The organism is Pseudoalteromonas sp. KS88 (assembly GCF_004766475.1).
Classification (GTDB): Bacteria; Pseudomonadota; Gammaproteobacteria; order Enterobacterales; family Alteromonadaceae; genus Pseudoalteromonas.
Genome location: NZ_PYHV01000002.1, coordinates 63,354 through 86,694, shown reverse-complemented (window position 1 = coordinate 86,694; position 23,341 = coordinate 63,354). Strand labels below are relative to the sequence as shown.

The window sequence follows — 23,341 nt, the reverse complement described above, 5'->3', positions numbered from 1 at the left end:
CAATATCCATTTTATTTCTGAAACAAATTGGACTCTTTACCATCTCTCTTCTAGTGTTAATTCAGGGTGTTCTCTAATCGGGTATTTAATTCAATTATTGAGATTTATTTATACCAAAGCCTCCTCAAGATGTGAGGGTCATTGGAATTAAAAATCGATGTAGCCAAGGTAATGGTTGTTACTTTGTTAAAATCAATAACGCAGTATACATCGCTTTTAAACCAACCCGCAGGGCGTTTCAAAGGTACTTACTCCCATCGCTGTTCCTTCTAAAAAGGGATGGCCATTGTTGAAAAGTAACGCTTTGATTTTAATTCCTGTGCAACGCTGGGCTCTGTATTTTGAGGTGGCTTGGATTTATAAGGTTTACTCCTTTGTTTAATTTTGGTGAAAAGTATGAGCGATAAAGATGGATTGTTTTTATTTGCTGAAGAAGAAAAAGCAGTAGATAAAGACTTAAAGATATGGAAAATTTTAAGCGTTGAAGATGATTTAGATTATCAAAATGCGTTAATAAACAGCTTAAAAGTTCTAAATGTTAAGGACGGCTATAAGTTTGAATTACTGACGGCAAACTCCGTGTCACAAGCTGCCCTTGCGTTAAGTATGCATCCCGATATTGCTTTAATTTTTATTGATGTAGTGATGGAAGATGATGACTCTGGTTTACGCTTGGTCAATACAATAAGAGAAATCATTGGTAATGCTGAAATGAGAATTGTCCTGTTGACAGGACAACCTGGTTTTGCTCCCGAGGCTGAAGTAATGAAAGTGCTCGACATAGATGAGTATTGGAATAAATCAGACATTACTGTTGAAAAATTACAATCAATCGTAAACAGTAATATGCGTACTTAGGAGTATATTTCTCAGATAAAATCAGCCAAACAAGGCTTGCAGCTAGTATTAGATGCGTCCCGTAGTATTAATAGTAAGCATGATATGGCTTCATTTTCATATGCTGTACTTGAAGAAATTAGTAATATTTTAAATATTACACAAGGAGGCGGCATTTTTTGTTCTAGCAATTCTTCTATTGATTGCAAAGCAACAATACTTTCTACTCAAGGTTGTTTCAGAGGGGCTAAGGGGACGCTTCATGAAAATACTTTATCTGAAGAGATTTACCAAGACTTTCAATCTGCAATTGAGCGTCGCCAACATGTTTTTGCCAAACATCACAGTGTGTTTTTCTTTGGTGCCCCAGCAGAGGGGGAAGTTGATTACATCACTATAGTAAAATCAAACAACACCATCAATGAACAACATGAGTATTTGCTAAAAGTGTTTAGTGAAAATGTTAATACTGGCTTTTCAAATATATCATTGTTGAACCGTCTAACTGAGCTTGCCTATACCGATGTCACACTTAACTTAAAAAATCGAAATTGGTTAATGCGAGAAATAAAAAACATGAACTCGCGCGAGCGCTTGAAAACCCGATTATTGCTTTTTGATATTTATCAGTTTGATGAAAAGTCATTCACATTTGGTCATGAGTTTTGTAATAAACTTATTAAATTAGTGCACGACAGTATTACATCAGTTTTCGCGCAAGAAGCGCCTCGTATTGCGCTTATTAGTAACAGAGCATTTGGCCTGTTAGTCAGCGATGATTTTGATATCGCCGAAGGTGTCAAACTGTTTCAAAGCAAACAACAATATGAAATTGAAAACGTAAAGCAATTTATAGATGTTAGTACTTTGGAGCTTGAGCTGAGTTCAGTGATTGGATTATCACCAGATAAAATTATTAATTTGGCTGAGTCAAGTTTAACTATAAAGTCAAATCAAGTTCACTACATCAAACACACCAAAGAAAAAACACAAGCAATAGCGAGGCGTTATCAGTTAATGGCGCAACTCAGAACGGCTATTGGCACTAAAAGTTTAGAAGTGGCATTGCAGCCAAAAATGAGTTTATCATCGTTAACACCGGTTGGTTTTGAAGCTTTAGCAAGGTGGCAATTGGCTGACGGCTCGTTTGTGCGCCCAGATGAATTTATAGAGCTTGCCGAGACCGCTGGTTTGATTAATGAGCTCGACAATGTCATTTTTGAAAAAGTACTACAAAGTATCAAAGTGTTAAATAGTCACGGCTTTAATTTACCTGTAGCGTTTAATGCCTCTTCGTACGATTTAGTTAACCCAGATTATTTTAATCAGGTAAAGTCAAAAATTGACGCGCATGGAATTTCTCCTTCACAGCTCGAAATCGAGGTTACAGAGACGCAGGCGATAAGTAACTATGGTTTGATAAAAGAAACGTTAGAGCGATTTAAAGCCTTAGGCTTGAAAGTTAGTATTGATGATTTTGGGACTGGGTATTCATCGTTGGCACATATAAACGAAATACCTTCTACATCAATAAAAATTGATCAGTACTTTGTTACTAACCTCGAGTCTAACAAAAATAACCAGTATATGATTAAAATGATCCTCTCTTTAGCGGAGCAATATAATTTTCTTGTTATTGCGGAGGGAGTTGAAAATGAATTCGAGGCTAGCTGGTTACTCGAACAAGGATGCGAAACTGCGCAAGGTTATTATTTTTCAAAGCCCCAATTTATGGATGACTTACTGATTTGGTTAAATCGTTATACCGACAAACATGAATAACACTGATCCTACACTTACAGCGTCAAATAAAGGTTTAATATTAAAGTCTTTGTTTAGCGCGTTTATTAACCTATTAATTATGTGGTTGATTTATTCGCAGGTTTATCAAAGTGAAATAAATGAACTTAATGCGATACAAGATGAAAAGCTCACATTTATAAGTAATAGCCTTACGAGAGAAATAAGCAGCATTGAAAAATTGACAAAAATACTCGGGCAGGGTTCAGTTTTAAAAAAAAATGGATCTGAGGCGTTATCAACAATTTATGAGAAAAGGCCTCGCATCAATGAGTATTTTTTAAACTTTGCAGCAGCTACAAAAAATATTTCTCAAGTAAGGTGGATTGACTCGCAAGGCCAAGAGCGCTTTAGGGTTGATATCAGTCAGGATAAAAACACAATTGTTAAACAGCGCTTCTTGCAGAATAAAAAAAATAGGTATTATTTTATCCAAGGCATGCAAGTTGAAGCACCAAACACATTCACTTCACAGGTTGACTTAAATATTGAACGAGGAAAAATAGTTAAGCCGCATGAGCCCACAATTCGCGTAACATACAGAACAAATAGGAACGAGTACCTTATTGATGGCCTGATAGTCGTGAATTTTAACCTCGATTACTTGTTTAGAGAAATACAAACGTTTAACAAAAAAATGGCTCAAGTAAGTATTTTAAATCAAGATGGTTTTTGGCTTTTAAATAAAGACCCTGCGTTAGAGTGGGGGTTTATGTATAACAAACCAAACAATACGTTAGCCATTCGGTCTCCTGAACTTTGGAGTACGATGACACAGGGTCAAACAGGCATAAATTCCACCTTAATCGATAATACGTTGTTTACATATCGCCGTTTTACTATGCATTCAATACCAGAAAGTAAAAACAATATCAGTGATGCGAATATAGAAATAATCATTCTATTGAGCAGTCCAAATGGTTTAATTAATAATGAGAAGCGCTTTGCAGTTCAATTAACGGCTATAGTTGGTTTATTGTTAAGTTTGGTTAGTTTTGGTTTGATTTATCGTGACCATAAATACCAAAATAAATTATTAACTCTGTCTAATAAACTGCATGTTGACAAAGTCGAACTCGCAATTGTGAATCGTCAGTTAGATAAGACACTTAAACGGCAATTAGCATTGCAAGGAAGTTTAATTGAGGCACGTAAACTTTCTTCATTAGGTCTTCTTGTTGCAGGTGTTGCACATGAAATGAATACGCCTATTGGTGGTGCATTAATTTCAATATCTAACGCAGATTTAGCATTAAAAAAGTTAAGCAAAGCAGTAGAAAAAGGGTTAACCAAGTCAATGCTAGACGAAACAATGTTTAGCTTTAATGAGAATTTAGTACTCGCTAAAACGAACTTAGAAAAAACAGCTGTTCTTGTTAAAAGTTTTAAAAAAATGGCTATAGAACGTCACAGTGATGAAGTTGAGTTGTGTGATTTTGATAAACTAATAAAAGAATTGCTCCTTTCATTAAACTCACGGTTAAAAACTTCTTCTGTGAAAATTAGTACCCAACTTTTAACAGATAAACATATTGCCAGCCGCCCAGGTATTATTTCGCAAGTTATTGAAAATTTAGTTATGAATGCGATGAATCATGCATTCGACGAATTTCAATCGGGCGCAATAAACATTAAAGTCGAGCAATATAATGGTGAAGCTATAAGGCTTACAGTTTCTGATAGCGGGTGTGGTATTAGTGATGATGTAAAAAGTAATATCTTTGAACCTTTTTATACAACAGCTCGAGGGAATGGGAACACAGGTTTAGGTTTATATATGGTACATCAATGGGTTACTGAGGTATTGCACGGTGAAATAACATTAGATTCGGACCCACAGACTGAGGACTTCTATAAAACCCAATTCACGATTACTATGCCAGATTTAGGAAGAAGCTAATTGTTTGTCCACTTAAAAAGGAGTCGACATGAGCTTTTGAGACTCAGGTGTCACAACTAAGTATGACCCTTGCGTGTACCAATCGCCCAGGACTGTGCGAGTAAGGGCTTCACCATGTGCTTTATAGTGATGTACATCGGGGCGGTGAGTATGTCCGTGGATCATATTATTCACCTGATGTTTGGCAAAAACATTCAGCACGGCTTCTTCGGTCACATCGAGGATGTCTAATGATTTTCCGGCTTGGTTTTGCTTTGATTTTTCGCGTGCTTTTTTTGCCACACTTCGGCGATACCACAAGGGTAGTGCCAGCATTAAACGTGGCCACCACCAGCCTCGACCCTTTTTACGAAATTTTTGGTATTCAATATCTTGAGTACACATTTCATCGCCATGCAATATGACAGTAGGTGTGCCATATAAATCAATCACCGTTTGTTCATCGAGTATAGTCATACCGGCTTTTTTAGCGTAGCCATCACGCATGATAAAGTCACGATTCCCATGAATAAAAAACACCGACGTGCCGTTATTGCTTACCCGCTTGAGCCTTGCAGCGACGTCTGTGGATAATTGCGTGACATAATCATCGCCTACCCACACTTCAAAAAAATCACCCAAAATATACAAAGCATCGACATCTTTATTAACAATGTGGCTATCTAAAAACTGGTAAAAAGCAGCGGTGATATCTGGGCGGCTCTCAGATAAGTGTAGGTCGGCTATAAAGTAAGTTTGGCGCATTTTGACTCGAGTGCAGGATCTTAATAAATAAAAAGCGGATGATTTCACCCGCTTTTATAATATATCCAAACCACCTCATGATGCGAGTTATGCACTTTTAGGTGGTTTGGGTGTAAGCTTAACTTAGTCTACAGTTACGCTTTTGATAATAACATCATCAAGTGGTACATCTTGGTGGAAACCAGAGCTGCCAGTTGCAACTGACTTGATTTTCTCAACTACATCCATGCCTTCAACAACTTCAGCAAACACGCAGTAACCCCAACCTTGTGAAGTTTCGCTGCTAAAGTTTAAAAAATCATTGTCGTTCACGTTAATGAAAAACTGAGCTGTCGCTGAATGTGGATCCGGCGTACGTGCCATAGCCAATGTGCCTTTTTTATTTGAAAGGCCATTGTTTGCTTCGTTTTGAATAGGGTCATGTACTTCTTTTTGTGTCATACCTGGCTCAAAACCACCACCTTGAACCATGAAACCATCAATTACACGGTGAAAGATTGTGCCGTCGTAAAAGCCTGCATTCGCGTACTGCAAAAAGTTCTTAACAGTATTCGGAGCATCTTCTTTGTGCATGTTTATGGTGATATCACCAAAATTTGTGTGTAGAACAACCATGAGGTTTCCTATTAGCTGATTTATTTAGCACTATTTTATCTTAGTTAGCTAAGATTAACAAAGTGCTTATTGATTTGATAAAGCGCTAGAGCAGGGGCTTTTCAAGTGGTAACATAGCCAATCAAGTAAACAGTCAAGGACTTAAAATAAATGGTAAATATATACAACACACTCACGCGTCAAAAAGAGCAGTTTAAACCTATGGTCGAAGGAAAAATCGACATGTATGTGTGTGGTATCACCATTTATGATTACTGTCACATTGGCCATGCTCGTACATTTGTCGGTTTTGACGTTATCGTGCGCTACCTTCGCCACATTGGTTATGATTTAAAATATGTGCGTAATATTACCGATGTAGATGATAAAATTATTAAGCGTGCGAATGAAAACGGTGAAGCTATTAATGACTTAACCACTCGTATGACAGTTGCTATGCATGAAGACTTTGATAGTTTAAATATGTTGCGTCCTGATATCGAACCAACGGTAACAGGCCACATGGACGAGATCATCGAAATGGTTGAGCGTTTAATTGCAAAAGGCCATGCTTATGTTGCTGCGGATGGCGATGTATTGTTTGACGTATCGACGTTTGAGCAATACGGTGCGCTTTCACAACAAGATTTAACAATGCTACAGGCTGGTTCACGCGTTGAAGTTGCACAAGATAAAGATGATCCACTTGATTTTGTATTGTGGAAAAAAGCCAAAGCAGGTGAGCCTTCGTGGTCGTCACCTTGGGGCGAGGGTCGCCCTGGTTGGCACATCGAATGTTCGGCAATGAGCTCTAAGCATTTAGGCGAGCATTTTGATATTCACGGTGGCGGGTCAGACTTGCAGTTTCCGCATCATGAAAACGAAATCGCGCAATCATGCTGTGCCAATAATGGTAAATACGTAAATACGTGGATCCACACTGGTATGGTGCAGGTAAACAAAGAAAAGATGTCTAAATCATTAGATAATTTTTTCACCGTACGTGATGTACTTAAAGAGTACGATGCTGAATCGGTACGTTACTTTTTGATCTCAGGTCATTACCGTAGCCAGCTAAATTACTCGCAAGAGAATTTAGATCAAGCACGCTCTTCGCTTGAACGTATTTACACAGCACTGCGTGGTGTTGAGCCTATTGTATGTGAGCTTGAAAGTAACGAGTATGTCGCTAAGTTCAGAAAAGCAATGAACGATGACTTTAACACGCCTGAAGCACTACCTGTTTTATTTGAGCTAGCAAAAGAGCTTAATCGGGTTAAAAGCTCAGATGCTGATCAAGCAGGTAAAATTGCTTATGTTTTACGTTGTCTTGGAGAAGTGCTTGGCGTAGCTCAGCAAGCCCCAGAAACATTTTTACAAGGTGGCCAAGCTGATGAAGAAGTTGCCCAAATAGAAGCGTTAATTGTTAAGCGCAACGATGCTCGTACCAATAAAGATTGGGCTGCTGCGGATGAAGCTCGCGATGCACTCAATGCACTCGGTGTTGTGCTTGAAGACTCTGCTGGTAAAACTACGTGGCGTAAAGCGTAGGTAAATCGGTTAAAAGTTTAAAAAGGTTGCCACATTGGCAACCTTTTTTGTTTTCAGCCCCTAGAGCATCTACTTGAGTTAAATAATCTGAACTCTGGATAATACATCTATCTCCAGCGGCTATTTTCAACGCTAACGGCGTTGAATTTACTTGCAATAGACCAGCTATTGACGCGTAAATTCGCCTTGTTATCGCTAAAAGTCTCCGGCTGAAGACGGATAAATATATTTGTGTCTTAATATCAATACATTAGAGTCTATCATGTGGAGTAGTCACTTTTGGCAGTGAGGGTATTTTGTTGATACGTCAGGCACAAACGAAGACGTAATACGAAGGGATGTGAGGCATTAGTAGAAAGAGAAAAGCAGGCACAAGCTTAACATTGGATTACACAACGCCCCTTTTAGAGGCGCTGTGTAAGAAGAGTATTATTTCTTCTGGTTTAATTCACGTGTTAGTTTAGCGTGCTTACTAAGCTCTGGTAAGCCAAGTTTTTCATAGCTTTTTTCCATCATCTCGAGTGCTTGGTTCAAATAACTACTTTGAGAATAATGTTCAACAACGTATTTACCTCTATTTGCAGCAGCGAGGTAGGCTTCACGCTCATAGTAATAGTCAGCCACTTTTAGTTCATAACGGGCCATTTTATTTAATAACCAAACTAAACGTCTTTTTGCTTCAGGCGCGTAGCTGCTGTCAGGAAAGCGATTTACTAATGTTGATAAATCAGTAAAGGCTACTCGTGTACGCTTGGCATCGCGGTCAGCTCTGTCAACACCAAAATATTCTTGGAATGCATTTTCGTCCGCTTTGATATTCACCAGACCGCGCATGTAGTACATGTAATCCAAGTCTTTATGGTTTGGATTTAATCGAATAAAACGATCAATTGTTGCAAGTGCTTGCTCAGTATTACCTGCTTGATAATGAGCAAACACTAAATCCATTTGTACTTGCTTTGACATTGGGCCAAATGGGTAGCGAGAATCAATGGCGCTTAGTAACTCAATTGCTCGTGCATATAAACCAGAATCCAGCGTTTGTTTAGCATCTTCATAAAGCGCTTGTGCAGACTTATTAGGAACGCGTTGTATATCTTCTTGATCCGGAGCTGATGAACATGCCCCTAAACCAAGTAATGAAATTGTAAAAACGATGGCGAATGCACGTTTACCTATTCTATTTATCATTTTATTTGTTACCTTCGATGTCTTCGGCTAGGCCAAGTGGGTAAAACCGAGTAAACTATACTTATTATATAAATGCTTTTACTAAAAGCGATTCTAACCCAGTCGAGCACAGCTTGCACTGGTAAATTGGGTAAAGTTACTAATGTCAGAACAAATTTCACTTCAAGCCGAGGTGCCAACTGAGTTAGGCGGTAAACGTCTAGACCAAATATTGGCGCAATTGTTCCCTGATTATTCACGTTCACGCATAAAAACGTGGATTTTGGATGATAAAATCACCGTAGATGGTGAAATATTCAACACACCAAGAGAGAAACTGCTTGGTGGCGAAATGGTAAACGTTGAAACCAGCATTGAAGCGCCAAGAGAATATGAAGCGCAAGATATAAAATTAAACATTGTTTATGAAGATGATGATATTTTGGTCATCAACAAACCAATGGGCTTAGTCGTACATCCTGGGGCAGGTAATCCAGATGGCACGGTGTTAAATGCGCTATTGCATCATTTCCCAGAAATCATCAATGTCCCACGTGCAGGTATTGTGCATCGTCTAGATAAAGACACGACAGGCTTGATGGTGGTGGCTAAAACAATTCCAGCTCAAACACACTTAGTGACGGCGTTGCAAAAGCGTGAAAACTTTACACGTGAATATGAAGCAATCTGTAATGGGACAATGACCGCTGGTGGTATGGTTGAAAAGCCAATTGGTCGTCACCCAACTCAACGCACGCACATGGCCGTGCATGAGCAAGGCAAGCCTGCTATCACGCATTACCGTGTAGCTGAAAAATTCCGTGCGCATACTCGTTTACGTTTACGCTTAGAAACAGGGCGTACACACCAAATTCGTGTGCATATGGCGTTTATTAATCATCCACTTATTGGTGACCGCTCATATGGCGGACGTCCTCGCCCACCTAAAGGTGCAACACCTGAGTTATTTGAAATGCTCAGAGCATTTAACCGTCAAGCGCTTCACGCTGTAAAACTTAGTATTGCGCACCCAATTACGGGTGAAATGATGACGTGGCAAGCGCCAATCCCTGATGACATGGTTGCTATGACGCATGCTTTGCGTGAAGACACAAAAGCTAATCCTAATATCGATATTTAGTGATGCATTTGACACCTACATGGCATGCGCCAAATAACATTGGTGCACTGAGCACAACGCGAGAGGGTGGTTTTTCTGATGCCCCTTTTGCAAGTTTAAACTTGGGGCTTCATGTAGGTGACAATCAGCAACATGTAAAACAAAATCGACAAGTACTAACGACAGATTACTTACCTGCAAGCCCTATATGGTTAAATCAAGTACATAGCAGTGATGTGGTCATTGTAGATGAGCATTTTGATTATAAAACCACTTTAACGGGGGATGCGCTTTTTACACGCGTACAGAATCAGCCTCTTGCTATCATGACAGCCGATTGCTTACCTATTTTACTTAGTACCCAATGTGGCAATGAGATTGCCGCAATACATGGCGGATGGCGGGGATTAAATGCGGGTATTATTGCGAACACAGTGTCTAATTTTTCATTCCCAGCCTCAGATATTATTGCGTGGCTAGGGCCTGCAATTGGCGCACAGCAGTTTGAAGTGGGTGCTGAGGTGAAAGCTAGCTTTATTGAGCAATCAGTTGAGTATGAACAAGCTTTTTCAGCATTAAAAATAAACAAATACCTTCTCGATATATATGCCATTGCACAGCTCCAATTACGGCAAACTGGAGTTAAAACGATTAGTGGGGGTGAGCACTGTACAGTGAGTCAGCCAGAAATGTTTTTTTCATACCGACGAGACGGTAAAACAGGGCGAATGGCATCTTTGATCTGGCGCAAGTAATTGTGTTCTACGCGGATTATATTTCTTCTCACACCTTGAACAAATCATCAAACATACCCATTAATTAACTAATTAATTTTTTAATAGGTAACCCTCATGCGTTTAGATAGATTTACCAGTAAATTTCAATCTGCGCTTTCTGATGCCCAATCATTAGCGCTTGGTCGTGATCACCAATTTATTGAGCCTGTACATTTGATGTATTCATTATTACAACAAAGTGGCTCAAGTGTTCGAGCGTTGTTTGCACAAGCCGGCGTCAGTGCTGATGAGCTAAATACTAAACTATCCAAAGAGATTGAAAAGTTATTCAAAGTGGAAGGTGTTGGCGGTGATGTTCAATTATCAAACAACATGGTTTCACTGATCAATTTATGCGATAAATATGCACAAAAGCGTAAAGACAAATTTATTTCGAGTGAATTATTTGTGCTTGCTGCGTGTGCTGATAAAGGCCCTTTGGGGGACGTGCTTCGTGCGTTAAACGTTACTGCACCTAAGATAGAATCAGCGATTGAAGCGATTCGTGGCGGTCAAAAAGTCGATGATCCAAACGCAGAAGAAACACGACAAGCACTTAAGAAATTTACTATCGATCTAACTGAGCGTGCTGAGCAAGGTAAGCTTGATCCTGTTATTGGCCGTGATGATGAGATTCGCCGTACTATTCAAGTACTGCAACGTCGAACTAAAAATAACCCCGTATTAATAGGTGAACCAGGTGTTGGTAAAACGGCGATTGCCGAAGGGCTTGCACAACGTATTATTAATGGTGAAGTACCTGAAGGGCTTAAAAATAAGCGAGTGTTGTCTCTTGATTTAGGTGCGTTGGTAGCCGGTGCTAAATACCGTGGTGAATTTGAAGAACGTTTAAAGTCTGTACTGAATGAACTGGCTAAAGAAGAAGGCCAAGTTATTCTGTTTATTGATGAAATCCATACTATGGTTGGCGCGGGTAAAACCGATGGGGCCATGGATGCAGGCAATATGTTAAAGCCTGCGCTAGCGCGTGGTGAGCTTCACTGTGTGGGGGCAACAACGCTTGACGAATATCGCCAATACATTGAAAAAGATGCAGCACTTGAGCGACGCTTTCAAAAAGTCTTGGTTGAAGAGCCATCCGTTGAAGACACTATCGCTATTTTACGTGGCTTAAAAGAGCGCTATGAATTACACCACAGCGTTGACATAACCGATCCTGCAATTGTGGCAGCAGCGCATTTATCGCACCGATACATAAGTGATAGGCAGCTACCTGATAAAGCCATTGACCTTATCGATGAGGCCGGTTCGTCAATTCGTCTGCAAATTGACTCAAAACCAGAGTCTTTGGATAAACTAGAGCGCCGCGTTATTCAATTAAAGCTTGAAGATAACGCGCTTGCAAAAGAAAAAGACGAGGCCAGCCAAAAGCGTCGCTCAGAGATGCAAGAGTTGATCAGTGATTTAGAATCACAATATCGTGAACTCGACGAAGTGTGGAACGCAGAAAAAGCTTCGTTACAAGGCACGCAAGTAATTAAGGCGGAGCTTGAGCAGGCACGTTTAGATTTAGAAGTCGCAAGACGTGCAACGGATCTTCAACGTATGTCTGAGCTGCAATACGGTCGAATCCCTGATCTTGAGCGTAAACTTGATTTAGCGTCGCAAGCTGAAATGCAAGATATGAGCTTGCTAAAAAACCAAGTAGGTGAAGACGAAATTGCTGAAATATTATCGCGTTGGACGGGTATTCCAGTATCTAAGATGCTACAAGGTGAGCGTGAAAAGTTATTACAAATGGAAGAGCAACTTCATGCAAAAGTAATCGGTCAGGATGAAGCAGTTGTTGCTGTATCAAATGCAATTCGACGTTCACGTGCAGGGCTTGCGGATCCTAATCGTCCTATTGGCTCATTTTTATTCTTAGGCCCAACAGGGGTAGGTAAAACTGAGTTGACCAAAGCGCTTGCAACTTACATGTTTGATACAGAAAGCGCGATGGTGCGTATCGATATGTCAGAGTTTATGGAAAAACACTCTGTGGCACGCCTTGTTGGTGCGCCTCCAGGTTATGTTGGTTATGAAGAAGGTGGCTATTTAACAGAAGCTGTTAGGCGTCGCCCATACTCTGTAATTTTACTCGACGAAGTTGAGAAAGCACACCCAGATGTGTTTAATATTTTACTGCAAGTATTAGATGATGGCCGCTTAACTGACGGGCAGGGGCGCACAGTTGATTTTAAAAACACTGTGATCATCATGACCTCAAACCTAGGCTCAGATATCATTCAAGAGCAAGCGAGTAATAACGATTACGACACTCTCAAAGAAAAAGTGATGGGTGTGTTAGTCAGTCAATTTAGGCCAGAGTTTATAAACCGAATTGATGAAACAGTTGTGTTTCATTCGCTGGCGAATGAGCATATTAAAGAGATTGCTGATATCCAATTAACTAAATTACGTGAGCGCTTAACGCAGATGGGTTACTTACTTGAAATAAGTGAAGGCGGATTGGAGCGTATTGCTGCAAGTGGGTTTGATCCTGTTTATGGTGCTCGACCGCTCAAGCGTGCTATTCAACATACTATCGAAAACCCACTAGCGCAGAAGCTTTTAGCAGGAGAATATCAAAGTGGCAGTATGATAGTAATAGATGCCGATGAAAACGGGCTTATCTTTACGGCACGTTAGTATTGAGGTTTTGGGTATATATAAAAGGCCAGCTATTAGCTGGCCTTTTTTCTCAGTGACTATTTATACCTTAAAAGTTTGTAATATATCTCTGACTTTTGCTGAACCCTCAACAAGGTGAGCTGCATCTTGAGCTACTTTATAACTCATATTTAAGTTCTCATCACTAAAGCCTTTAATTTGCTCAATATTGTTGCTTATATCACCACTGACCACCTGCTGCTCTTCTGCTGCAGTGGATATTTGCGTTGCTAATTGAGATATCTCGCTAATTTGTGCAAAAATACTGTCGAGCTCCACTTGGGTGTGACCTGTTGTATCTACGCACTGATCAGCTTGGGTTTTGGTGTTTTTCATAACAGACGACCAGCTAAATAAGGTGTCTTGTATTTCTTTTATAGAATTATGAATTTGTGATGTGGCTTTTTGAGTACGAGATGATAAAGCACGAACTTCATCGGCTACTACCGCAAAACCACGGCCATGTTCACCTGCTCGAGCAGCCTCAATCGCAGCATTTAATGCAAGTAAATTAGTTTGCTCAGCTATGCCCTCAATTTCAGTCATTACTTGACCAATTTTATCGGCTTCAGTGGCTAATGCGTTGGCAGTACTGGCCGCTTCCTCTACTTGAACAGCAAGGCTAGACACCATAGTGCTATTGTCTGCTATATGAAGCTTGATATCTGAACAACTTTGGTAAGTCACATTTACTTTTTCTGCAGTATCATGTGTGCTACTAGAAATCTCACCAATAGTGGCACTCATTTGTGACATAGCAGTGGCAATTTGGCTAAGGCGTTCGCCTTGGGCAGAAATACCTTGCTCAGTAAGAGATGACTGATTGTCTAAGTTTGAAGCAATGGAATTAAATGTCGCAGTTGCATCTTTTATACGGCCCAAAACAGTACTTAGCTTTGCGTTCAGCATTTCATGATTATAGTGACTAGTACTAAATGGATAAGCGCCAACATAGATATATCGAGAGACAGAATCAAACGTTGCTTTTTGTTGCTTTAATAAAGCTGGAGTGACAAAAAGCTCATCATAATTGAGTGCCATAACCACCAAACAAAATACGGTGGTAATTAATGCGATAGTCATAGAAGAATATATGGCTAATAATACTAGACCAATAAGCGCCACTATCGCAGATAAAGATTGCCTTACAGTAACAAGCTCTCGGTATGAAGTAACTGATTTACCAGCGTTAATTTTCTCGTAAAGCGCAGCTGCACGTTCCTTTAATTGCGTTGTGGGTTTACTTCTTACTGATTGATAACCAACGAGTTGGTTATTTTCAAAAATAGGGGTTACGAACGCATCTACCCAATAGTAACGGCCATCTTTACAGCGATTCTTTACCATTCCACGCCATGAGTGACCCGCTTTTAATTTTTCCCACATTTCTTTAAATGCTGCTTTAGGCATGTCTGGGTGGCGAACGATGTTGTGGTTTTTTCCCATTAACTCTTCTAGTGAATAGCCGGCAATGTTGCAAAATGATTCATTGGCATAAGTTATGATGCCTCGTAGGTCGGTTGTTGAAACGAGGGCTTGATCTTGCGAAAATGAAACTTCTTCATCGATTAATTGTTGGCCACGACGCATGGGATATCTCTAAATACTCATTTATTAAGGCTATTATAGAGCTTAAATGATTATTACACACCTAAAATACTAGGTTTTGAGGGTGGGGCAAGCTTAAAGTCTACTATTAGTTTTAGTTTATGATTAATTACATTATAGGCGAATGATTTTATGAGTTTACTAGGTCTATTAGTATGCATTTATGGGCGGGGTAATATATTGGCACGACAGTGGTGCTATCAAAGCAATTGTATAATCCCCTTTTCAATGGCAAGATTAATAATAGTGAAAAAGTGTATGGGCATTGGTCACGCGTTGAATGTCGTATTCTTTCATGAACAGTAAGTAATAGATATTACGGTGATCCTGATTGTTTTGCCTTGAGTATTATCATTTCGCCCCCATAGACTTAGGATTATGCCACGTGGCTCGAGGAAGTATTTTTTGACTACACATGAACTAACTACAACGTTAACAGCGTTATCTTCAGAAAAAAATAAACACGCCATAAAAGGTATTCAACGTGGTATTGAAAGAGAAGCGCTTAGAATTAAGCCTAATGGCGTTATCTCTCAATTAGGGCACCCAAAAGGAGTGGGCTGTGCGCTAACAAATGGCCATATCACTACTGACTTTTCAGAATCTCTTTTAGAATTTATTACGCCTGTTAGTGAGTCAGCGGAAGAAACTCTTAAACAACTACAAGACTTGCAAAAATTTACATTATCAAAAATGGATGATGAATTATTGTGGCCAATCAGTATGCCGTGCTTTATCGATCATCAAGATGATATTGTACTTGCTCAATTCGGTGAGTCTAATGTTGGTCGCATGAAAACTCTATACCGTGAAGGTTTAAAAAATCGTTACGGCAGTATGATGCAAGCAATTGCTGGTGTTCATTTTAATATCTCATTTCCTAAAAGCCTGTGGCAATCACTCCAAGCTTTAAAAGGAGACACAGGGCCTTTAGATACATTTATTTCTGCAGGTTACTTGGGGCTTATTCGAAACTTTAAGCGCGAATTGTGGTTAATTAGTTATTTGTTCGGGGCTTCACCTGCTTTATGCAGCTCTTTTTTGCAAGGTCGTAAAACAGATCTTCCGTTTAAAAAGCTGGGTAAGGGTACGTTGTTCTTAGAAACAGGCACTGCGTTGCGCCTAGGTGATCTGGGTTACACTAATAGCGCGCAGTCATCACTAAAAGTTATGTATAACTCATTAGATGAATATGTTGCAGGCCTAAAGCGAGCCATTCACTCACCTTCAGATATTTACGCTGATATTGCTGACTATAAAAGCGATGAACCAAAGCAGTTAAATAAAAATATCCTGCAAATTGAAAATGAGTTTTACTCGCCGATTCGCCCTAAGCGAAATGCGCAAAGTGGTGAAACTCCGACTGATGCGCTTTTACGCGGTGGTATAGAATATATTGAGATACGTGCTTTAGATGTTAATCCATTCAGTGAAACGGGTATTTCTTTAGAGCAAATACACTTCCTAGACGTGTTTTTAACGTACTGTTTATTAAAAGATTCCCCTGAGATGGATTGGGACTCGCAAACACGCAGTACTGAAAATCTAGATTCTGTCGTGAATAATGGCCGAGATGCGTCACTGTTATTGAATAAGTCTGGCAATCCAACGAACTTAGTGCAATGGGGTGAAGAGATATTCGCTCAGTTAGCTGATGTAGCAAGTTATATGGATACAGCTTACGGTACGAGTCATTATGTTCAAACCGTTGCACGATTGAAAACATGGTTAAACGACGCCTCGCTGACGTATTCAGGTCAATATGTTGCTCAGCTGAAAGAAAAAGATGTTGATAATGGTCACTTTGCACTGGCACTTGCACAGAAGTATAAACAAAGCCACCAAGTGTCTCCATATCATGTGTTTTCAGATACTTACTTGCAGCAGCAAGCTGAACAATCGATTGTTGATGAACAAGCGATTACAGCTGCAGATAGCATTTCTTTTAAAGGCTATTTAACTGAGTATTTTAAAGGTAATCAATAAGCAAAAAAAAGCAGCCCAATGTGGGCTGCGTAAAGATTCTTCAGGGATGAAACAATGCTAAACTGCGCATTCAAATAATCTGACCCACACTTTTATAAAAAGTTCAGCGAGAACGCAAAAAAATGAAAAAAAGTTTAATAATCTTATCGCTGGGAGCTATTTTAACTGGTTGCGCAACAGCGCCCCCTAAGCAACCTAATGATATATGTAAAATTTTTGAAGAAAAAAACGATTGGTATTATGATGCAAGAGATGCTCAAGAAAAGTGGGGATCGCCTAAACATGTTCTAATGAGCATGATGTATCAAGAAAGTTCTTTTCGTCATGACGCAGCGCCGCCGATGGAATATTTTTTATGGATAATTCCAACAGGACGAGCCAGTTCAGCCTACGGTTACTCACAAGCAAAAACCCCCACGTGGTCAGATTACATTCGTGAAACCGGTAATAGTGGTGCCGACAGAGATGACTTTGATGACGCCATTGATTTTATGGCGTGGTTTGTTTATAAAACCAACAAAGTCAATGGCGTATCTAAATGGGATGCGTACGCGCAATACCTAAATTACCACGAAGGGTGGGGCGGTTATAAGCGCGGAACCTATAAAAAGAAAAAATGGTTAATGAGCGTTGCTAATAAAGTAAAAAACCGCGCAAGTCGGTACGGTGCACAATTAAAAAAATGTGAAGACGATTTGGACAAAGGTTGGCTAGAGCGTATATTTTCATAGCACCCATATTTTACGAATCTAAAGTTTCTTCTTATTAGCCTAAAGGGCTAACTACCAAAATGGGGCAAGATAGCTTGCCCCTTATTTGAATAAATTTCAATCACGAAAGGTCAACACGCCCTAGAGTTTTATTAGCGGTAATGCGCTATTCTTTTGATCCGTCCAGTGTACTAACTGAGTGTTTGGGTAGGGTTTTATTGGCGATAATTCACTGATTTCTATGGCATCTAAAAACTGTTGGTTGCTGGTTAATACAACCCATTCAGAGCCTAATGCAGTTAACTTTTTTGCACTGTGCTTAAACTTTATTAATGCTTTATCAAAGTACCTACTATGCGCTTGGATCACTGGCAGTAAATCTATATGGTTATTTGATATATGGATGATTAAAATGCCATTTTTACTTAATCGTTGCCAGTAAAGCTCAAACGCTTCTTGAGTTAATAGGTGGGCGGGAATAACATCACTTGAAAATGCATCAATAACCAATGCGTTCATTAAAGGTGCATTACTTTTAAGCTCGTTTGCTAATGCGACTCTGCCATCACCAATGGTGACATTTATTTTGGCTGGGCTGTTTTTAAGGTAATCAAAATACCTATTTGCCATTGTATAAACCGCGGGGTTTAACTCATAAAAATGCACTGTTTCGTGCTTGTCTGCGAGGCTAGCTAAAACACCTGCACCTAACCCCACGACGCCCATGTTAAGCTTTTCTTGGCTTTTAAGTATCGCCAACGACTTAGCGACGCCTGTATGTTGATGATAGTAACTACTAGTGAGTTCATCTTGACCATGTAAGGGTTGTGAACCATGCACCGTAGTACCATCAATTAAACGCCTTTGCGCAAGCTCAGGGGTATTGATATCTTTTACTGTTAGGTAACCATAAAAATTCCTCTGCGATGCAACGTTATATTGATTAAAACTAAAATAAAGCACTAAATAGCAGCCACACCACAAAGCTGTCGCACCGAGCAATATCGTATTTATTTTTTTAATTTGAGTTAGATGAATGTAACTAATGAGAATAAGCAGTACTGCTAAAGCGACGATATACTCGGTGATTTGTTCAAACAGCAGCGGAGCAAGTAACGTTGTAAATAAACTACCAAGTGCGCCACCTAAAGCAATATACAAATAAAAGTGTGTTAGTAATGTACCTTGTGGTGCGAGTTGCCTAAGTTCACCGTGGCAAATCATGCAGCCACTCAATAATATAAAACTGTAAATAATAATTTGTGCAATTGCATTAAACTGACTTCCTAAGAAGTACATTATTAAACCTGCAAATGCGCTGAATATAAAAGCATAACCCCAAATAGAACGGTTATAGTTGTTTTTATTGGCAAACGTATAACTAAAACTACCTAAATAGATAGCGAGAGGCACGACCCAAACAAGTGGCATTGGTGGGATGTTGGTGCTGATCATTTGTGTGGTTGCAATTAGCAAAATTGAGCTTGTTGCGGATAAAATAAGCCAAAGCATATTGGGCTTTTTTAGAATGGTTTGTACGTGTGGTAGCGATGAGTTATTTTCTTTGTTGCCCTTGTTTAATAGTTTGTAAGCTAAACAGATTAATAGTACGCAGTAGATAAGCAGCCCTATTTGCCAGTAATTTTTTTGTTGCGGCAGTGAAAAAAACACCTCAAATACGAGTGGGTAGCTTATTAAGGCTAATAAAGAGCCAAGATTAGAAACCGAATACCAATGGTAGGGCACTGCATTTATACCACGCTCTATGTACCATCGTTGCATAAGTACACTTGTGGCGCTTAGCAACATAAACACTAAGCCAATTTGATTTAATAAGATTGCCATAACTGACCAGTTAGGGGCTAAATCTAAATTAACGTGGAATTTGTTTAGACTAATTAAGCTCGCTACAACAACAAGCGAAATATGGATTACCATTTGTTTTTTTAGTGAATAGCGACTTAAAAAGTGTGCGTAAAAGTAACCAAGTAATAAAACAGTTTGATAAAAAAATAGACTAGCTGACCACACTGATGCGCCGCCTCCAAATCGTGGTAACAGCTCTTTAGATAGCATAGGTTGAATTTGAAATAGCAAAAAGGCGCTAACAAAAATGGTTAATAAGAATAAGATACGAAGCATGGATTTTAATTATTAATGAATCATGTGAGCAGCATTGCGGGTAACAGATCAAGCAGCAATGGAATTAGCCTAGAGTTTCTCTTAAGAAAACCTTAATATATGATTTATAATAATTTATTGGAGTAGCCAGTGGGCAAGTTTGTAATAGGGGAATTCGCTATAGATGTCAGTCGATGTAAAATATCATCAGCTGATACAGAGCAAGTCGTTGAACCTAAAGTCATGGATGTACTGCAATATTTGTATTCTCATCGGGGTGTTGTGGTTAGCCAGGAACAAATTTTTTCAGCTGTATGGCCAAATGCAACATTCAGCCCAAGCTATGTGCAGCGCTGTATTGCATTGCTTAGAAAGGCATTGAATGAAGATTCAAAAAATCCACGTTATATTATTACTCACCCAAAGCGCGGGTACAGCCTCGAAGTAGCTGAGCCGCAGTTAAATAAACCCAAACGTCTATACTTACCAGCGTTGGCTATTTTAATCGTCATGTCGATTGGGGTTGTAAGTTGGCTTTACCCTGATACACCGCAAGTAAAAACACACTTTACTAAATTGATGCCTATTTCTTCGAGTGAAGAAAATGAATCTAGTATTTCTTTATCACATAATGGTGAATATGTAGCCTTTGTGCGAGGTGATAAGTCAAACCAAACTATCTGGTTAAAAAACTTACGCTCAGGAAAAGAAATTAGGTTAACCCAAAAGCAGTCAACGTATCACAGTCTTGGGTGGAGCAGCGACGACAGTGAAATCGTATTTGTGCACCAACAAGATACCCAAACATTGGGGTATTTCACCTTAGACAAACTGACATTACAACCTGCAAACTACAGAGAAATCTATACTTTTAAAGACTTTAAAGTGACGAGCCAGCAGTTAGAGTGGGCCCATGACAATCATATTTATTTTATTGAAAAACGTCAAAGCGATAACCATACTCAGCTAAGTTCAATCGATTTAACAACCCAAGAAAAAAGAGTCATTAAGTCATCCGCTGGGCAAGATTGGATGAAGTTGCAGGCACTATCACCAAGTCAGCAGTCTATTGCGCTTGCCTCTGAGGCTGGGCAAAATAAATACAGAATTGATGTGTTCGACATTAAAACAAGCACAACAAAAACATTAGCGGTTGTTGAAGACTCAGTGCAAGGTTTGAGCTGGCACCCCGATGAAAAACAATTATTGATTAGTAATAAACATGAACTCCAGTTATTAAACTTACAGGGGCAACTAAAAAAGTTGGCGTTTAATAATTACCACATTATTAGAGACGCGCATTTCTCGCTGTCAGGTAACGAGATTTTAATGGAATTAGTTAAGGTTGATGTGGATATCATCCGCTCAACTCGTCAAGCGCCAACGCAATTTGAAACACTTGTAGATACCTCATCGGTCGACTTTTTACCTGTGTACTCCCCTGATTCGTCTAAATTTGTATTTGAATCTCATCGGTTTGGTACAAAGCAATTATTTTTATATGAAAATGGCACGCAAACGCTGATTTTTTCTAACCCAAACAATGAAGAATTATTTGGCATAGTCTGGTCAAAAAATGGTGAAGAAGTGATCACTGCCAGTAAAAATACTCTTTTTAGAGTTAATATAAAAGAAGGAAGTTTTGAAAGTATTCCTCACTCCTACCATTCATTTTATCTACGAGAAATGTATCACCACGAAGACGCTATTTTAGTTTCTTATCGTGCTGCAGACGGTGTTACTTTTCATCCCGCTAAATTTGACTTAGAGACGCTTGAGTTAACCCCTTATACAGGCTCTGGAGAGCGTTTGGCATGTTACGCAATGGATATTGATGAACAAGATCAGGTTTACTTTTCCAATGAAAAACAAGTGTTTAGATTGAACAAAAACAAAGCGCTTGAAACTGTTTGGCAATCACCTACAAAAGAGATCATCGGTTTGAACGCCGGAGCTACGAAAATGACAGTCACCCTTGCAGATAAAGACGGTTATGAGATGAATGAAATAGATTTTAAAACAGGGAGTAATAAAACCATATTTAATGGCAAAGATGATGGGAAAATGCTGATAAATGCATCCCATGATTTTCAGCAATTTCTTTATTTAACCGAGCCTAAAAGAACACGTACCTTAGTGCGCTTAAATTAATATTCTAGTGGATTAGGCGTTTATTAATCATGATTAAAGGAGGTTGTTATGAAGACGGACATTGAGCACCAAGCAACATTAAAACGCTTAGAAAGATTTAGCCGGTTTACCGACAGCAGTGTTGGTATACCTTTTACAAAATTTAAGTTTGGTATAGAAGCGCTGATTGGTATTATTCCCGGAATTGGAGATGCAGCAGGACTAATACTTTCAAGTTATGTACTTTTTGAAGCGCAGCGTTTAGGTGTTGGTTGGCGCGTTAAATCAAGAATAATCACAAATATGCTAATTGATTTTTTTGTTGGCTTGATCCCTATTGTGGGTGACATTTTTGATGCTTTTTTTAAAGCAAATACCCGCAATACTCAGCTTTTAAAACGTTATCTTCATGAGCGAAGTAAGAAAGAATATTTATAAATTTGTAGCTTTGTACTAGCTCATATCTGAGCTTACAGATTAAGTGAATAGGTTTAGACTTCATCTGACAGACAGCCATGAGCGATTAACGAACACTGCAAAAGTTAAATTTATTCCTATGTTTTAAGTAGAAATCTAATTTTGTCCAATAGCATTATTAAACGCCGTTTTGGTGCAAAATAACAAGCGTAATTCTCAGCCACTTTAATTACTTGTTTACAAAAGTAATTATTGGTGAAATTATCAAGGTCTGTAATATACGCCGTTTTAGTGTGTTATAAACCACCCAAATGGTGTTCAATAAGCTGTTAAGTTGCTATCTATATTCAGTATCAATCTAAGCCAAGGAAGAATCATGAAAAAAACAATTATCGCTTTAAGTTTATCGCTTGTTATTACAAGCTCCTATGCAGCGTCTCTTGAAAAGGCAAAGGTTCTATCTGAGCATGGTTTGAAAGACCAGGCTAAGATTGAGTTAATTGATATTATATTTAGTAAAACATCAGACTCCAACAAAGCTAAAGCCTACTATGAATTAGGGAGAGTCTCATTTGAAAGTAATCAAGTCACACAAGCCTTAAAAACATGGACTCAACTCTCTCTTAAATACCCCTCTTCAAATGAAGCTAAATCAGTTAAAAATAAAATTGATCAGTTATCTGAAATAGTAGGCGAAAGTGCTAAAGAGTCTGTAGATAATGCAATCGCTGCATCTTATTTAAAACACGCGGATTTTTGGTCATCAGATAAAGATAGTCGTTTTACAATTGACTCTAGTTGGATTCCAAAAGTAGAAACAGCTAACAAATGGTATGACAAAACGATTACTGAATTCCCAAATAGCAAAGCAGCAAGAATCGCCTACGAAGAAAAAATAAGAACTCTTTTGGGTTGGAAAGAGCGCGGCCAATATGGTTCTAGATTTGGTGTTGAAGAAGATTTTGCCAAATACATGCCTCAGGTTCTAAAAGCTTTTAAGGAGCTTGAAACGCAATTTTCAAAAGCTTCTACGTTACAAGCTTTCCGCTATCAAATTGCACAAGCTTATTGGAGTCAAAAAGACTGGGCAAATACTCGTTTGTGGCTGAATACCATTATCACAAAAGCAGGTGATACTGATAGTTTCTACAAAGACACTGCTCAGCGCCGTTTGCAAAAAGTAGAGTACTAGCAACTTAACAAG

General features: G+C 39.1%; 15 protein-coding genes and 1 pseudogene. 11 read left to right on the top strand and 5 right to left on the bottom strand.

From position 1 onward, the window contains the following. The first annotated feature begins 396 nt into the window (after positions 1-396). Positions 397-2,619, top strand: a pseudogene (locus C7Y70_RS00935) (EAL domain-containing protein). Then, positions 2,612-4,537, top strand: coding sequence for a HAMP domain-containing sensor histidine kinase (locus tag C7Y70_RS00930; protein WP_135473061.1), 1,926 nt, complete (start codon positions 2,612-2,614; stop codon positions 4,535-4,537). Before C7Y70_RS00935 ends, C7Y70_RS00930 begins: the two are co-directional and overlap by 8 nt. A 12-nt stretch (positions 4,538-4,549) precedes the next feature. On the opposite strand, the gene C7Y70_RS00925 is transcribed toward C7Y70_RS00930, so the two are convergent. Next, positions 4,550-5,281 (bottom strand): UDP-2,3-diacylglucosamine diphosphatase, encoded by a 732-nt coding sequence (locus C7Y70_RS00925; RefSeq protein WP_135473060.1) that lies wholly within the window; start codon positions 5,279-5,281, stop codon positions 4,550-4,552. A 123-nt stretch (positions 5,282-5,404) separates the two neighbouring features. Next, on the bottom strand, positions 5,405-5,896 hold the full coding sequence (gene ppiB, locus C7Y70_RS00920) for a peptidylprolyl isomerase B (RefSeq protein WP_099296124.1): 492 nt from the start codon (positions 5,894-5,896) through the stop codon (positions 5,405-5,407). Between the two features lie 150 nt (positions 5,897-6,046). Here ppiB and cysS point away from each other — a divergent pair, with 150 nt between their 5' ends. Continuing rightward, a complete protein-coding gene (cysS, locus tag C7Y70_RS00915; protein ID WP_099296123.1) occupies positions 6,047-7,426 on the top strand; it encodes a cysteine--tRNA ligase in 1,380 nt (459 codons plus the stop codon). 429 nt (positions 7,427-7,855) lie between these two features. Here the strand turns inward: cysS and C7Y70_RS00910 are convergent, their stop codons facing one another. Then, positions 7,856-8,617 carry an outer membrane protein assembly factor BamD gene (locus tag C7Y70_RS00910; protein WP_135473059.1) on the bottom strand — a complete coding sequence of 254 codons (762 nt, stop codon included), beginning with the start codon at positions 8,615-8,617 and terminating at the stop codon, positions 7,856-7,858. Between the two features lie 142 nt (positions 8,618-8,759). On the opposite strand from C7Y70_RS00910, the gene rluD reads away from it, so the two are divergent. The 3 genes from rluD (at position 8,760) to clpB (ending at position 13,144) form a co-directional block, all read left to right on the top strand. Next, a complete protein-coding gene (gene rluD / locus C7Y70_RS00905) occupies positions 8,760-9,737 on the top strand; it encodes a 23S rRNA pseudouridine(1911/1915/1917) synthase RluD (protein ID WP_099296121.1) in 978 nt (325 codons plus the stop codon). A 2-nt stretch (positions 9,738-9,739) separates the two neighbouring features. After that, positions 9,740-10,471, top strand: coding sequence for a peptidoglycan editing factor PgeF (gene pgeF, locus C7Y70_RS00900; protein ID WP_210114646.1), 732 nt, complete (start codon positions 9,740-9,742; stop codon positions 10,469-10,471). Between the two features lie 96 nt (positions 10,472-10,567). Then, on the top strand, positions 10,568-13,144 hold the full coding sequence (clpB, locus tag C7Y70_RS00895) for an ATP-dependent chaperone ClpB (RefSeq protein WP_135473057.1): 2,577 nt from the start codon (positions 10,568-10,570) through the stop codon (positions 13,142-13,144). A gap of 63 nt (positions 13,145-13,207) precedes the next feature. Here the strand turns inward: clpB and C7Y70_RS00890 are convergent, their stop codons facing one another. Then, a complete protein-coding gene (locus tag C7Y70_RS00890) occupies positions 13,208-14,755 on the bottom strand; it encodes a PAS domain-containing methyl-accepting chemotaxis protein (RefSeq protein ID WP_135473056.1) in 1,548 nt (515 codons plus the stop codon). A 423-nt stretch (positions 14,756-15,178) separates the two neighbouring features. Between C7Y70_RS00890 and gshA the strand changes: the two genes are divergently transcribed. Together gshA and C7Y70_RS00880 are read left to right on the top strand one after the other, a co-directional pair. Continuing rightward, positions 15,179-16,759, top strand: coding sequence for a glutamate--cysteine ligase (gene gshA / locus C7Y70_RS00885; protein ID WP_135473055.1), 1,581 nt, complete (start codon positions 15,179-15,181; stop codon positions 16,757-16,759). A gap of 122 nt (positions 16,760-16,881) precedes the next feature. Then, positions 16,882-17,490, top strand: a complete 609-nt coding sequence (locus C7Y70_RS00880) for a transglycosylase SLT domain-containing protein (RefSeq protein WP_135473054.1) — start codon at positions 16,882-16,884, stop codon at positions 17,488-17,490. Positions 17,491-17,610: 120 nt separating this feature from the next. Here C7Y70_RS00880 and C7Y70_RS00875 read toward each other — a convergent pair whose 3' ends face one another. Continuing rightward, positions 17,611-19,566, bottom strand: coding sequence for a fused MFS/spermidine synthase (locus C7Y70_RS00875; protein WP_245321313.1), 1,956 nt, complete (start codon positions 19,564-19,566; stop codon positions 17,611-17,613). A gap of 174 nt (positions 19,567-19,740) precedes the next feature. Between C7Y70_RS00875 and C7Y70_RS00870 the strand changes: the two genes are divergently transcribed. The 3 genes from C7Y70_RS00870 to C7Y70_RS00860 all read left to right on the top strand — a co-directional run bounded on the left by C7Y70_RS00870 (position 19,741) and on the right by C7Y70_RS00860 (position 23,329). Then, positions 19,741-21,741, top strand: a complete 2,001-nt coding sequence (locus C7Y70_RS00870; RefSeq protein WP_245321311.1) for a winged helix-turn-helix domain-containing protein — start codon at positions 19,741-19,743, stop codon at positions 21,739-21,741. A 48-nt stretch (positions 21,742-21,789) separates the two neighbouring features. After that, positions 21,790-22,158 carry a DUF4112 domain-containing protein gene (locus C7Y70_RS00865; protein ID WP_135473052.1) on the top strand — a complete coding sequence of 123 codons (369 nt, stop codon included), beginning with the start codon at positions 21,790-21,792 and terminating at the stop codon, positions 22,156-22,158. Positions 22,159-22,513: 355 nt separating this feature from the next. Continuing rightward, complete coding sequence (locus tag C7Y70_RS00860; RefSeq protein ID WP_099296113.1) at positions 22,514-23,329, top strand: tetratricopeptide repeat protein; 816 nt, start codon at positions 22,514-22,516, stop codon at positions 23,327-23,329. Positions 23,330-23,341 lie beyond the last annotated feature (12 nt).